Consider the following 14096-nt stretch of genomic DNA (forward strand, 5'->3'; position numbering starts at 1 on the left):
GGCGCTCAGCAACCGGCTGCGAACGGCAGCAGGGAGGTTTCGGAGACGATCACCTGGCCCGGTTGGAAGACGTCGGCAATCCGCTCCGCAATGCGGGCCATCGTCGCAGGGTACAAGGCCAGCTGGAAGGGAAGCGAGGGGTTAGCCCATTCGTGGCCCTGCGCCTCGCCGGCTGCTTCGGGCACGTGCCAGAAGTTCCGCCCGCCCAGGCTGCCGAAGCGGACGGCCGCCGCCTTGCGGTCATCGCGCACGCGGGACAGCGCCTTGTCGGAGACGATGAGGATCAGCTCGCCGCCGCCTCCCACGCGGAACGAAGCATCGAAGTCGAGCGACGCCGTGGTGAATGGCGTCGAAAAGGACAGACCGCCGGTCGCCTGGACAAGGTCGTGCGCGGCCGAATTGGTCGCTCGCCCATGGACGAGATAGGCCGGGACCGATCCCTCGCGCGCCTCGCCAGCGCCGTTTCGCGACTGAAGGAAGGCGGCCAGCGCCTCGGCCTCTTTCCCGGGGGACGCGATCTCTTCCAGCTTGCCGACCAGCTCGGGAAGCGAAGTCCGCGATAGCCGCAGGCTCTTCTGCCGGAAGTCGGAAGCGAAGACGGCAGCATCGCGGTAGAGGAACCGGTCTAGGGCCGCATAAAGTGGGTAGCCGGCCGAAAGCACCTGCGTACCGGCGCTCAGCGCCGTGATGGCCCGGTTCAGGGACTTCGCGGTGCTGAACGACTGGGCGTTGACCGGCAGGAAGCTGAGCAGTGCCGCGTCGAGCAGGGCTTGCTCCTTCTCCTCGGTCCACAGCTCGACGGTGGCCGCTACAGGGAGCTGGCGGATGCGCGCCAACCCGTCCGCCGTCAGCGACCGTTCGTTTGTGAGGATCGTCAGCTCGATCGCGCCCAGCACCGACCGCAGCTCGGCCAACGGACGGGCGAATGCCGCGACATCGGACAGGCCGACCGGGAAATTGGGATTGTCGCCGACGCCGAACCACAGGACGCGCGCACGTCCGGTCGCGCGGGCCTCGGAAAGCTTCTGGTCCAGGCGCTCGGCCACGCGCTCGGCCGAAAACGGCGGCGCCGGATCGCTCAGCAAATGGACGGGCAGATCGCCGCGATAGCTGCGCACGACCTCGGCAAGGGCGGGCGTCGAGCACATCGCGAGGTCCACGATTGCCAGCAGCTGCTTTAGCCACAGGCGATAGCGGACCAGCCGGCTGTCGTCGGCCTGGCTGAAATAGTCGTCGAACAGGTCGACTCCGACGGCAATCCCCCGGCTGGCGAGGACATGAGCCGCGACCAGCGATCGCGCGTCATGGCACTTGCTGATGATCGCTACGTCGCAGTCGGCATCGCGGGCGTCGAAAAAGGAGATGCTTTCCAGCGCGAGCGTAACGCCGTGCGACCCAAGGCATTCGGCGACGCGCGCGTAGCGGATGCGGGCGCCGGCGTTGTTCTTATACTCGGCCGAAGGAACGACTACGATGACCTTCATGCAACCACGACCTCGTGCTGCATGGCGTTCTCGTCAGCGACGGGCGGGGCGATCAGCGGCGGTGAGTCCCGGCGGTCGCCATTGTAGCTGGCCGTGACCACGGCCGAGCAGATGTGGGTCGAGGGAGGAAGGGCGGGCTCGCCGCTGCTCCACGCCTTGATGATATCCGTCGGCGCCAGCCACAGGTCGCGGGGAGGGGCGGCGACAGGCCAATGGGCGCGCCACAGAAGCTCCAGCGGCAGAGACCCTGTCGCCGGCCCGCTGCGCGCCGGAACGTGGCCGGCATCAGCAAGGGCCACTGCGTCCGGATTGCCCGGCTTGCCGATCCGCAGCAGCGGGACGGACGCGCTCGAAGCCCCGCTGTCGAGCAAGCCGGCCATCAACGCCGCGGTGCAGCTGTCGTGCAGCAGCACGTTGGGGCCCATATAGCCTGCGAGCGGCGTCGTGATGGCCTGGGCGGCGTCCTCCGCTGCGACGCAGCGGGTCACGCGTTCGGGGAACAAGCGCCCGGCGAGCCGGTCGACTTCCGGCGGACTGGAGCCGACCAGCACCAGGCTCGCGGGTCCCCCCTGTTGGAGGGCAAGCGCCTCAAGGGACTCAAGCAGGCACTGTTCGTCCCACGCTTCGGGCGCGACAATCCAACTGATGGCCTGGTCGCTGCCTGAAGGACGCAGCAGCGGCGGGCTGACCGGCGCCAGCAGTTGGGCGTCGTTCAACTGGTGGAGGTTCGACTGGCGAACTGCAGCGACGTCGATCCTTGCGTCGTCGGGCACGGCGCGATCGATCGATGGGAATGCCGCTACGGCGGCGTCCATCATGTCGCCCGGGACGCCGAACCAGATGCCGCCGTTCAGAGACGCGGTGGTTGCAACGAACGGAAGCGCCGCGCCGGGCCCGTCGCTGCCCTGGCCGGCAGCCGTCAGGCTCGCAATCGAAGGCAGCATGTCGGCGCGCAGCCCCAAGGTGGCGCCACCGTCGGCGCGCTTGCGGGAGGCGCTCAGGCGCGCCGCGGCGGCGAGCCATTGCGACGTCGCCGGCCGTTCACCGGCAATCGGCTCGATGGCCACGCCGATCACCTCGACGAGCCATTGCTGAATGTCGGCGCGGAATAGCTGCTCGGTGCCGTTCGCGTCGGCAAGATCGACTTGCACGGTGCCGACCAACGGGCCCTGTTCCGCTTGGCCCAGCAAGGCTTCGGCGCACCTCCTGCCGAGTGTGGCGACGCTGTCTCCACTCCGCTGAGCCGCAAGCACGGCTTCGAGCTCGTGGGCGCCGCCGCGCAGCAAGGATGGGAAGGGAAGCATGTCCCAGCCGGCGAGATCGCCGTCCGGACGGGCGAACACGAAGAAGATCGGGAACAGCGCGTTATGCGGCCTGATCTCGACGATGTCGGTGGCGGTCGCCGCGAGGCCTTCGCCAATCAGCCGAAGCCCCTCCGGGCTCGCCTGGACGGCCCGCACGACCAACCCCCCGGCGGAGCCCGGCTGCCAGCGCGTCCTCAACATGCCTTCGCCGGCGTGCCAGCCGTCGATCATCGACGTCGGCGGCGACGGGGCAAATATTGCTGCGGCGTCGCACGATTGGCCTGACGAGAATTGCTCGAAGGCGTCGAGAGCGGCCGCGATGCCGCCGCGATCCGCGGCGCAAGTCGTCTTCGCCAGTGCAAAGCCGTTGACCGACACGTCGGCGTTTCCGGCCAAGGTCAAAGCGCTGGCGCGAACCCACTCGCCCGCCGGCTCGCCCGTGCTGCCGGCATGGACGGGGGCAGGGTCGCTGAAAGGCGCGAACTTGGCCTGGGGAATGGCCTTCAGCTTGGCCTTCTGCGGCTCTCCGCGCCCTTCTGACCGGCCATATTCGATGTAGTGAAGGAGTGGGTTGATGCCGAGCGCGGCGACGTCGGCATTGCTCTTCAGATACGCGCTGGTTGAAAAAGTGGGGCCGGGGTCGCGTCCCTCTCGCCAGCCGGACTCCAGATAGTGCGTCGCTGGGTCCACCTCGCCCGCGGCGACGTCCGGATAACGGTCGAGGTACCAGGCCGCGTCGAAGTAAGAGGAGCTGCGGAGGAGCTGAAGGGCGCGGCTGCGGCGTCGCCGTTTGGAACCACCGAACGGGGCCAGCAGCGCGCCCCGCGCCTGCCGGCCGGCGCGCGCAAGGCGCACATAGGCACGCCACAGCAGCGATTGGCGATAGCCCTCCAGTTCGTGGTCGAGCTGGGCGATCCGGCGCTTCAGCTGCTTCAGCTGTTCGCGTTCACGCGCGAGGATCTGCTGCGTCGACCGATATTTACCGGTGACGGTCTTCAGCTGTTGCTTCAGCGCCGATTTTTCCGCCGTCTGCGCGCGGATCTGTTCGTCGCGAACTTCCCGCGCCCGCCGCTCGGCGCGGTGCGCCGCAACGGCCGCCGCGACGGCGTCCTTCATTTCTCCAATGCGCTGGCGCGCCTTGTCGCGCTCGGATCGCGCTTCCTTGGCTGAGAGCCTGGCGTCGTCACGAGCCTGCTGCGCTTCGTCCCGAGCCTGCTTCAGTTCTCCGACACGCGCCCGCGCTTCATCGCGGGCTTCCTTGAGCTCTGCGGCGCGGCTTCGTGCGTCGTCCCGAGCGACCTTGAGTTCGCCGATGCGGATGCTAGCCGCGTCCCGTTCCTGGCGGATACCGGCAAGGGTCACTCGAGCTTCGTCCCGTTCTTGGATCAGCTTCGCGAGCCGCTGGCGAACCTCTTCGGACACGTTCTTAAGCGCAAGCTTGACGCCGCTGACGTCTTCGAGCGCACGCCTCGCACGGTCGAGGTCAGCTGAGGTAGCGTCGGATGCAGACTTCAGGATTAGGCGCCGCTTCGCCTCCATGCGGGCGCGCTCCAGCACGTCGTCAAGGATTGCACCGGAGCGGTCCAGTTCCGCGCGCGCCTGGTCGAGGATTTGCTCGTCGGCCGCCTGCTGATCGCCACGTGCCCACCGCCCCAAGACCCTGTGCGCATCCGCAAGCAAAGGCATGCGCTCGAGCGCGCGCAAGCTTTCCCCCTCAGAGCGCCGATTGTGCCGGAGGTCTGCAGTGACGAACTGGCTAAGATCGGCGGCTTGCCCTTCCTCGAGTTGCAGGTCGAGCAGGGCCTGAAGACTGCCGAGCACACGTCGCGGGTCGCGTAGCAGCTCGTCGTAAGCGATGAACGCCCTTGGGAGGCCGCGAGTTTGATATTCGGCGTCGAGATAATAGCGCGCCCAAAGCAGCAGCCCTTGGTCTCGTTCCATTGAGTCCCGTGCCACGAGCGAATCGGCAACCTCGAGCGGGTCACGAATGATGAAGGGACAGACGCTCTTCGGCGCGAGCTTGTCAAAGACCGGCTTCCAAAGTCCCATCAAACGGCAAATGCGGGGATCCTTGACCACCGGCGTGCTGCCGCGCGGAAACTCGGTTGTCATTATCGAACGGAGCTGCGATTCCCGTTCTGAGGCAAGCTGCAGTAGAGAATCAGGCGAAATGGGCCTGAGGCTTCGCCAGCTAGTTTGAAGCTGATCGAACACTCGGTCGTTTTCGTTTTTTATGAGCTCAGATTCCCAGAATCCTCGCTCATTCCCTTCAGCAGCAGGGATCAGCGTTTCAGGCATGGTTAAGCCCAACAGGCCCAGAGCGCCTGTTAGAGCGGAAGTGCCAGACCTGTGCATCCCCATAACGACGATGAGTCGTTTGAAGGCATAAGCGCTAATCAATTGGAGGATTTCGTCATTTCTATTTGGCGCGGGAGAAGTCGAGTGCCTATAGACGGCTCGAACCACGACAGACAACCGGTCCCCTTAGCTTGCCATGCGCATGCGCGCAGGGCATTAGAGAAGACTCAGTGCCGGCTGGCCTTCCGCGGTCGAGTAATGTTGAAAGCTCAGGAAGCACGATAGCAGGGCATATGGCCAAGATCTTCGTAGGTTATGACAGTCGGGAGGATGTGGCGTGGCAGGTTTGCCGCCACTCGCTTCTGCGGCATTCCGGGTCTGACGTCGAGGTTCTGGCGCTCCGCCAGCAGGCGCTGCGCGACCTTGGACTTTATACGCGCCCGGTTGACCAAGCAGCCTCGACCGAGTTCTCCCTCACCCGTTTCCTGACGCCCTTCATCGCTGCGAATGACGAATGGGCCGTCTTTTGCGACTGCGATTTCTTATTCACGGACGATGTTCGCAAAGTATTCCAGGGCCTTGACGACAGCAAAGCAGTGTACGTTGTCAAGCACGACTATACGCCCGTTCATTCGGTGAAGATGGATGGCAAGCGGCAGGCTGCCTATCCACGCAAGAACTGGTCCTCGTTCATGGTGTTCAACTGCGCGCACCCAGACGTGAAGGCGCTCACGCCGGAGCTGGTTAATTCCGCCTCACCGGCTTTCCTGCACCGTTTCGGCTGGGTACGCGACGATAACGACATCGGCGCTCTAGACACCGGCTGGAATTTTCTCGCCGGCGAATATGCAATGCCAGAGGAGGTGCCGCCGGTCATTCACTACACGAACGGCGGACCCTGGTTTAACGAGTGGCAGGACTGTGATTTCGCCGATCTTTGGATCAGGGAGCGCGATCTGATGTTGGGAGAGCGCAACCCCCAGCGTGTGCTCGCCAAGGCTGCCGCTCTCTAGCGGCCTGCTGGCTCAGCAGTATAACCCGCCGAGTTCGACAGTGCCCTCGAGATCGCCCGGCAGGAACTTTGTGCGAGCCCCGTCGGCGTCGATGAGCCCTCCACTGCGCACTTTGAACCGCGGTCCGGTAGCTTGGCCCAGATATAATGCGCCGCCGGCACTGTAGACCGCATTAAGCTCCACGGCAGCGAATGCTTTGCCGAACCGCGGCGTACCCTGGAGATCGACTTTGCGTCCCCTACCATCCACGGTGCCGCCGAGCTGTGCGCGAATGTGCCATTGTGCCGAACCGGCGATCGAGTAGCGACCGATAACGGCAACCCTGGCACCGTTGTCGACTAGTATATGTGCCTCGCCTGCTTCGCCAAACTGGACATCCCTAAGCGACACCTGCGCTCCGTTCGAAACGTGCAAGCAGCTGCCGGACTGCGTGCTCAGGGTCAGGCTGCGAATCGACCATTTCGTCCTCGAACCGTTGCAGACGAGCGCATCACCACGGCCGTTGATGACGACCCTCTCTGCCGCCGACTTGTCGCCGATGATGGAAACTTCAGGCAATCCAACGTCGCGCAGCCATACGGTCTCCTCGAACCTGCCTCGCGCGAAGATCATCACGCTTGGCGCTGGGCGATACTGCCATTCAATCGTGTCCCGCTGCATTCGAGCTAGCGCGTCGATCGCACCTTGGAGGGTGCGGAACGCTCGGTCGGGAGTATTCATGCGCCCGTCATTGTTGTCGTTCCCGTCTTCCGACCTGACCCACAAGGCGCGATGCGCGGCCTCATTGCGGTCGACGACCCTGCCGCCATCCTGGACGATGATCGGGTCCCCACCGCGGTAGTTCCCGCGCAGGCTGGATACATTTAGCATCCCGTTGCAGTAGACGATCCCGCCGCCTCGGACGGTGCCGCTGATTGTTGCGCTGTCGATGTTTACCGACGCGTCGTTGATCCCCCAGATATACCGGGAGAAGTGCGGGGTGCCCTCGAAATGGATCTGCTGCCCGGCGAAATCGATGAGGCCGCCGCTCGTTGCATGGACGAACGCCAAGCCATCGCCGCGGACTGTCGTCGGCCCCATGGCGCGGACCGATCCGCTGTTGGTGGCTCGGATCTTCTCCCCTGCCGATGCGCCAAGGATACAGTTGCGGTGATCGAGAAAAGCGCTCCGCTTGATCAGCCACAGGTCGCCCTCCGGACTATCATTCTCGAAGGTTATTCCTGCCACCAACAGGTTAGCGAAGCGGGAGGCCTCGATGGCAGCGTTGCGGTCCGATCGGATGACGACCGCCGACGGGTTCTCCTCGTCGCCGAATAGCCGGATCGGCCTGCTACGGCGGTGGCGCGCACCAGTCGGTAATCCGTAGAGCGTCAGGCGCCCGGAGTAGGTCCCCGGTGCAAGATGAACCCGCGCCTCGAATCCGCGCAGGTCGAGCCGATAAATTATATCGATCGCCCGCTGCGGGTTCGCGAAGGCCCGCCGCGGCGTGTCGGCCAGACCGTCGTTCCCGTCGTCGCCGTCGGGGCGGACGTAGAAGATGACGTCTCTGCGCAGGAACGCGCGGCTTCGGCCGCGGCGAATCACTGTTCCGGTAAGCAAGAGCACGGCCGAGGCTATGCAGGCGGTAAGTACAATGAAGAGCGAAGTGTGCGCTGAACTCTGGCCTGCGGCAAACCTCTGCAAGAGCACGAACGTCAGCGCTGACCCGACAATGCCGCCGCAAATTCCGATGAGCACAGGATTGTGCGTCCGAACGATGGGAGAAGCCCGCATGGCGGGGGCCTAACCCACCTGCCTGCGCCTGCCAACGCAGCGCCTGCGCTCAGCTGGCAAGCGACTCGATGTAGTTGAGGTCTTCGGCACGAAAGAGGCTCTCGTCGAGGGCTGCACGGCTGCGGTTCGCGCGTTCCTTGCTGACCTCCGCGGTCAGCGCCGCCATATCGACTGAGTTGGCCCCGACGAAGCGGCAGAACTCGGCAATGCCATGTTCAGGCTCCTGGCATAGGCCGTCGAGGCTGAACAACAGGATCCGACCGGGGTAGAGCTCGACAAGCCTGCGCATGCGGCGGTCGACCGCGCACCAGTAAGACAGGCTGTCGCGCGGCCCCACCTCGACATCGCCGTTGAGGAATATCGGGCCCCAGTTCAAAAGCTGGTTCTGGTTGGCGCCGAACGCCGCGTCGAGCGGGTTCCGGAAGAAATGGATGTAACGCAGCGACGGGATGCTCGTGAGGAGCGGCTCAAGGATGATGTGCGTGTTTGGCTCTTTCCAGCCCCACTTCGAGGTCTCCGAAAGCGGAGCGTCCACAAAGGTCCTAGCGCGCTCCTCGAGCCAGCTACGATTGTGTTGGAGTCTTTCTATAGCCGCGTAGCGTTGCGCGAGTTCATGCCAGTGCCCTCCCGAGCACTCCCGACCGCTCATTCGTGCGGCAAAGGTGTCGATGAGCAGCCCGGTTTCAGCGGCAGGTAAAGTGAGCACTGACCGGTGTTTGAACAAAAGCGTAAACCAGAGGTTGTCGAGCGCCTCATTCAGGTCTCCACCGATCGAGAAACCTAGGATTTGAAGAAAACGGGCGCCGACTCGAGTGCCGCTTCCGCCGATTCCGCCAATGCCGAGAGGGCCGCTCATGAGCCTCATCAATCTACCAAAGAAGAAGGGGCGCACCTCACGGCGCGCCCCTTCCGGATCCACAAACGCTGGTTGTTAGACAGCGAAGCCGAAGTTGAAGTCCGCGGCCGTGATCGGAGCATTGTTCGCAAGGTTGATGATCAAGTCCTGCTCGTCGAACTCCATGTTCTCGCTGTTGTCGACGAACACATAGCTCTGGCTGTTGTAGGTGAAGGTAATAACCTGACTGTCAGAGCTACCATCAGCATCCGCGAGAGCGTTAACTGCTTCCTCGAAGCTGTCGTAGAGGAGAGCATAATCGCCCGTCCTCGTATCCAAAGTCGCAGTTCCGTTCACGACGTTCGAAACGTCGATCATGTCCTCGCCGGTCATGAAGTCAGTGATAACATCATAACCGTCGAGCGTGCTCTGGAGCGGTGCGAAATAATAGAAGGTGTCACTGCCTGACCCGCCGGTTACCGTATCAGCACCATATCCGCTGACAAGGAGATCGTCACCGGCGCCGCCGTCGAGAGTGTCCGGAAGTTCCCCGTCACCCAAGGTCGGCCCGTACAAGCCACCGCCATCGATAATTACATCGTCGCCGGCGGTCCCAATGAGATTGTTGCTGTCAGCCGACCCGTCGAAGATGAACGAGCCGTCGGCGAAGTCGACCTGCGTTAGTTCCTCAGCACCGTGCTCGATATTCAGCACATCCGAACCGGACGAAATGACCAGGTCCAGCGTTCCGTTACCATTGTAGTCACCAAGAAGAACGTTTCCGCCAGTGAAGAAGTCCGTCATGTCGCCGGTCACGGTGATGACGTCACCCTCACCATGGTCGTAGTCACCAATGACCGTCACGGCAGCGCCAGTACCGGTATCGCCAGTGCTGTCGGTGTTGAAGACGAACGTGTCCGCTCCTTCATTGCCGTAAACATATGCGCTGGCCCCGGTGAAGGTCGCATCCGCAGCATTCAGGTCGATATTGATCGTATCGTCACCGATGCCGGCCTTCACGAAGTAAGAGCCGTCGCCATTAATGCTGATATCGTCGACACCCTGGCCGCCGTAGATGTTGGCATGGCCGATCAGCGTATCAGCGCTGCCGACGACGCCCGACAGAGTGACATCGATCGTGTCGGCTCCACCGTTGCCATAGACGTCGAACTGGCCAGCACCGGTCACGGTGATGGTGTCGCTGCCATCGGCAGGGTCGCCAGCAGCCGAACCGCCAAAAACGGTCGCCGCACCATCCGAAGCAACCGTGATGTCGTCGCCACCCAGACCGCCGTTCACCGTCAGCGTCGACAGAGCATCGGCAGCAGCCGAGGTTGCAACGATCGTGTCGTCGTCAGCACCACCATGGACCATCGCAGATGCGCCATCGTCGATGTCAACGGTAATGTCGTCCTCGCCGCCGTTCCCGTAGACCGAGTACAGACCGCCGTGACCGTTCAGAGTGATGACATCAGACGTGTCAAGCGGATCGTTCGAAGCAGATCCGCCCCAGATGGTCGCATTGCCGTAAGTTTCGACGTCAATCGTGTCGGCGTCCTTGCCACCAACAACAACTAGGTCGCTATCAGCAGAGCCGCTATAAAGCGTGATATCGTCGTCACCAAGACCACCGTAGGCAGCGAGGCTGCCGGTGCCCGAATGATTACCGTAAATGACGTCATCACCACCGTTGCCGTAGACGTTCGTCTCTCCGTCATAGGAGTAGACGTCAATCACATCGTCTCCGTCGAGCGGATCACCAGCTTCGTTGCCGCCGTAAACGGTCGTCGTGCCGGTTGCCGACGAAACTTCAATGTAATCTTCACCGATACCACCGGAGACGACGGAGTCGCTCAGCACAGACCCATCGTTGTGCGCATAAATTTCATCGTTGCCCGAGCCGCCATAGAGTTCATTGGCAGCGCCGCCCTCATCGTGGATGAAATCGTCGCCCGCGTTACCGTAGACCACATCGGTCCCGTAACCCGAGTTGATGACATCACGAGAGTCAGCCGAATCGCCTGCAGCCGAACCACCGAAGATCAGGTGATTGCCGGAACCACCAGCGTTGATCGTGTCCGACCCACCAAGACCCATCGCGATCCCGAATGCATCGTCCGAGTCGAGCGTAATCGTGTTGCCAACATTGTCCGTCAGCGTGCTGCTGGTGCCGTCACCGAAAATAACGTCGCCGGCGCCGCCAGCGAACACAATGTCGCCGATTTCGATTTGAGCAAGCTGCACGCCCGACAAGACAAGCGTGTTGCCGTCAGTCGTGACGAAAAGCACACTGCCATCGGCATTGCGGATATCCGCGAGCGTCTCAGCCGGGTCAAAGTCAAACACGATCGTGTTGGACGAAGAATATGCCACCGTTTTGCTGGTGGTCCCGTCCCAATTAATCGTCGCCATGCAAGTCTCTCCTGTTGGATAAATCTGAGCGTTAGTGTGTCGTCGCGCCGAGCGAGCTTAACGGGCAAAGAATCGTCGCGCAAGCCACTCTGATGGTTAAGAAAGTCAGCGGGACCTGAAACCGCCGGCGCCGACCCTCTCCGCCACTCCGCTCTGAAAACCTTTAATTTCCAGCGGATTGCAAAAGGAAATCAAAGTGGCCGCGGTTATATTAAAGTGCGGCGCGCCGGCCACAGTTGAGCAAGAACGGCGCCTACGGCGCGTCGAATCGTTGAGTGAATTATCGAACCTGCAGCTTCCGTCGGTCAGCTGAGGGTGCATCAGCTTTGGTGGCGCGCGCTGTGACATGGACCTTGACGATCATCGCCGTCCGACGTTGCTCAAGAGCGCATCTGCGGCAAGTCGCAGACGCCAACCCCAATGCTGCGGCTGATTGCCAAGCTGGCGCTGTAATAAGCACGCGTCGCGCCTGATAGGGCCGCGGTGATCAAGCATGTTGTAAATGCGCCAGAACGCGTCGGGCCCGACAAGCGGAATAAGATTAAACGCGCCATGGAACCCAAATGTGGGCTGCGACGGCACAGTTCGCTCGAAGGAAAAACTTTCGGCGAGCGCATCATCGGCAAAGCGACAGCCTTGGTGCTCGAGAAACGTGCGGTTCAACCGCCCGATGGCGACATCCTCAGGGTGTTCCGCTTCGAACCGTTCGTCCTGACACGCCCTGAGCAAGCGCCGGCTTCGTAGCGAGAAGCCGCCATTTCCAACTTTACGGTCGTCGCTGAACTGCGGCCAGGGCGCGCCAATATAATCGCAGTCGAGGAAAGCATCGGTCCATTGCGCCGCATCGAGAACGAATCCGTCCCACTGCACAACCAGCACATGCTCTGTACGGATATGGTCGGCGAGTTCGCGGAGCATGAAGTGCGAATAGTTGGCAGCCGACCGCAGTGGCTGAATCGGGGTACGGCGAATGCCCGCCGGGACGGCAACGTCGACGTCGCTTAGCAATAGCGAGTCGCCGAAGCTTATCTGTTCTCGGCTCGCCTGCATCGCGGCTAAGGTCGCTCTGACATTGACCGAGGTCACCGCGCACAGGGTGACCGACGGTAGCTCGAGCCTCGGTTTCTCCTCAGATGGCAACGAAGAATTGCTCACTGAACGGGCTCAGCTGCGGATGGTGGAAGGGATCGCGTTCGACATCGGTACGCCATTTACGCTTCAGCGCGGCGAGCTCACCGGCGAAGCGTGCGCGGTTGACCCTCTCCCGATCGTTCCCACGCGACTTCGATTCATGGTGGATCAGCTTCGCGCGCGGCTCGTAGATCGTGTGCCATCCAGCGGCGCCGAGCTTCAGGCAGAGGTCGACATCGTTAAAGGCGACCGGGAATTCCTGCTCGTCGAAGCCGCCGACGCGCAGGAACTTGTCCCGACCGACGGCTAGGCACGCGGCCGTGACGGCGCTCACCCGTTGCGGCAGGCGGGCACGTTCGAAATAGCCCTGCTCGTCGGCTGCGAGGAAGCGGTGGGCATGCGCCGCGCCGCCGCCGATGCCCGTATAGACGCCTGCATGCTGCACCGTCCCGTCCGGGTAGAGCAGCTGGGCACCGACCGCGCCGACATCGGGCTTCGCGGCGTGCATCACCAGCAGCGACAGCCAGTCGTCGTCGATCATCTCGACGTCATTGTTGAGGAATAGCAGGATGTCGCCGACTGCATGCCGAACCGCCTCATTGTTCAAGGCCGAATAGTTGAACGGCCCGGGAACGCTCAGCACTTTGGTGCCGTCGCCACGAAGTCCGTCGAGGAAGGCGAGGGTCTCCGGATCATCGCTGCCGTTGTCGACGACCAACAGGTCGCGGGATGGATAATTCGTCGCCCACACGCCCTCGATACAGCTTCTCAGCAAGGCGAGCTGGTTGCGCGTCGGCACGATGATGCTGACTTGCGGCATCGCCTCCCCAGCCAACAAAGGCGGCTTACCGGGCAATGCGGGGGCCGGCCTTCGGCGCCGATGGTGAAGGACGAACGGCACATGGACCGGAGACACGCCGCTTGCGACCTTCCTGCGGATCAGGGCGCCGGGCCAATCCTCGTCGACATCGGCGGAAAGGTCACCAGGGCCGACCCTGACCATGCAGGCGCCACTGAGATAATCATGATGCTCGAAGAGCTCAGGGTTCCATTGCGGCTTGAAGTGCGGCTGCATCCGACGCCCGCCTTCGCTGAGGATGTCGTCATCGGCATAGATGATCTGGGCGTCTGGACGGCTGGCAATCGCGTCTGCGTAGATCCGCAGCGCGTCGGCAGCCATAACATCTCCGCAGCGGGTCGGGCAAAGCCATGCAACGCGTTGGAGGTGACGCGAGAGGGCGCTCGGCTGCCCGATCCACGTCTGCTTGCCGGATCCTTCCGCGCCCACCAGAATAGGCGCTTCCCCGCCCAGCGACCGCAGCGTCGCGTCCAGTCCGCCAGTACCGTCGCGGCAGTCGACGACTGGCACAATCCGACCCCCGGCAGGCGTTCCCAACCGAGGGCGCAGCGCCGGTTCGCGGCAGGAAACCCAAAAGTCGTAGGCCGCGGGCGATCGGCCGGTCAGCGAGGAGAGCCGGTGGCGAGACCGCACTTTCAGCCCTCGAGCCCGCCACAACGCGCCTTGAAGATAGCCGCGAGGATCGAGCCGGATCGCATCGGCCTGCACCCGCAGCCAAAGCCGTAGACAGCGCCATCGGTTGCCCGCCCTAGCCAGCAGGCGCGCTCGATGGTCGCTTTGGTCGATCGTCGCTTCCGGAAGCATCAAATCGCCTTATGCAATCACGGTTGCTTTGGCGACATGACTGAGCCGGATCGGTCCGGCGAAAACTGCTCGCCTTTTGATGGGTCGGCCTAGGCGCGTGGTCGGGGTGTTGCGCCGATGCCACAATTGTCGGGCGAATGACTCTGCCTTGGAACTGATGCCGGTGCTCCGCGTCTCTGCGAA

Annotated in this window: 8 protein-coding genes; 1 reads left to right on the forward strand and 7 read right to left on the reverse strand. The window is 62.9% G+C overall.

Annotated features, from left to right (window positions below; translation table 11 throughout):
* Nucleotides 1-5: 5 nt before the first annotated feature.
* The gene (locus VIL42_03960; protein HEY8592004.1) at nt 6-1484 is read right to left on the reverse strand and encodes a hypothetical protein; all 1479 of its coding nucleotides are present in this window, start codon (nt 1482-1484) and stop codon (nt 6-8) included.
* A complete protein-coding gene (locus VIL42_03965; GenBank protein ID HEY8592005.1) occupies nt 1481-4900 on the reverse strand; it encodes a hypothetical protein in 3420 nt (1139 codons plus the stop codon). The genes VIL42_03960 and VIL42_03965 overlap by 4 nt, the downstream gene beginning before the upstream one ends.
* A 479-nt stretch (nt 4901-5379) precedes the next feature.
* Between VIL42_03965 and VIL42_03970 the strand changes: the two genes are divergently transcribed.
* On the forward strand, nt 5380-6099 hold the full coding sequence (locus VIL42_03970) for a hypothetical protein (protein ID HEY8592006.1): 720 nt from the start codon (nt 5380-5382) through the stop codon (nt 6097-6099).
* Nucleotides 6100-6111: 12 nt separating this feature from the next.
* On the opposite strand, the gene VIL42_03975 is transcribed toward VIL42_03970, so the two are convergent.
* From VIL42_03975 to VIL42_03995, 5 genes are all read right to left on the reverse strand, one after another.
* The gene (locus tag VIL42_03975; GenBank protein ID HEY8592007.1) at nt 6112-7683 is read right to left on the reverse strand and encodes a hypothetical protein; all 1572 of its coding nucleotides are present in this window, start codon (nt 7681-7683) and stop codon (nt 6112-6114) included.
* Nucleotides 7684-7921: 238 nt separating this feature from the next.
* Nucleotides 7922-8728: a sulfotransferase gene (locus tag VIL42_03980; GenBank protein ID HEY8592008.1), complete on the reverse strand. Its 807-nt coding sequence runs from the start codon at nt 8726-8728 to the stop codon at nt 7922-7924.
* 75 nt (nt 8729-8803) lie between these two features.
* Complete coding sequence (locus VIL42_03985; protein ID HEY8592009.1) at nt 8804-11119, reverse strand: calcium-binding protein; 2316 nt, start codon at nt 11117-11119, stop codon at nt 8804-8806.
* Between the two features lie 360 nt (nt 11120-11479).
* Nucleotides 11480-12274: a DUF5672 family protein gene (locus tag VIL42_03990; GenBank protein HEY8592010.1), complete on the reverse strand. Its 795-nt coding sequence runs from the start codon at nt 12272-12274 to the stop codon at nt 11480-11482.
* Entirely contained in the window at nt 12249-13430 is a 1182-nt protein-coding gene (locus tag VIL42_03995) for a glycosyltransferase family 2 protein (protein HEY8592011.1), read from the reverse strand. The genes VIL42_03990 and VIL42_03995 overlap by 26 nt, the downstream gene beginning before the upstream one ends.
* Nucleotides 13431-14096: the final 666 nt, after the last annotated feature.

This window comes from Sphingomicrobium sp. (assembly GCA_036563485.1).
Classification (GTDB): domain Bacteria; phylum Pseudomonadota; class Alphaproteobacteria; order Sphingomonadales; family Sphingomonadaceae; genus Sphingomicrobium.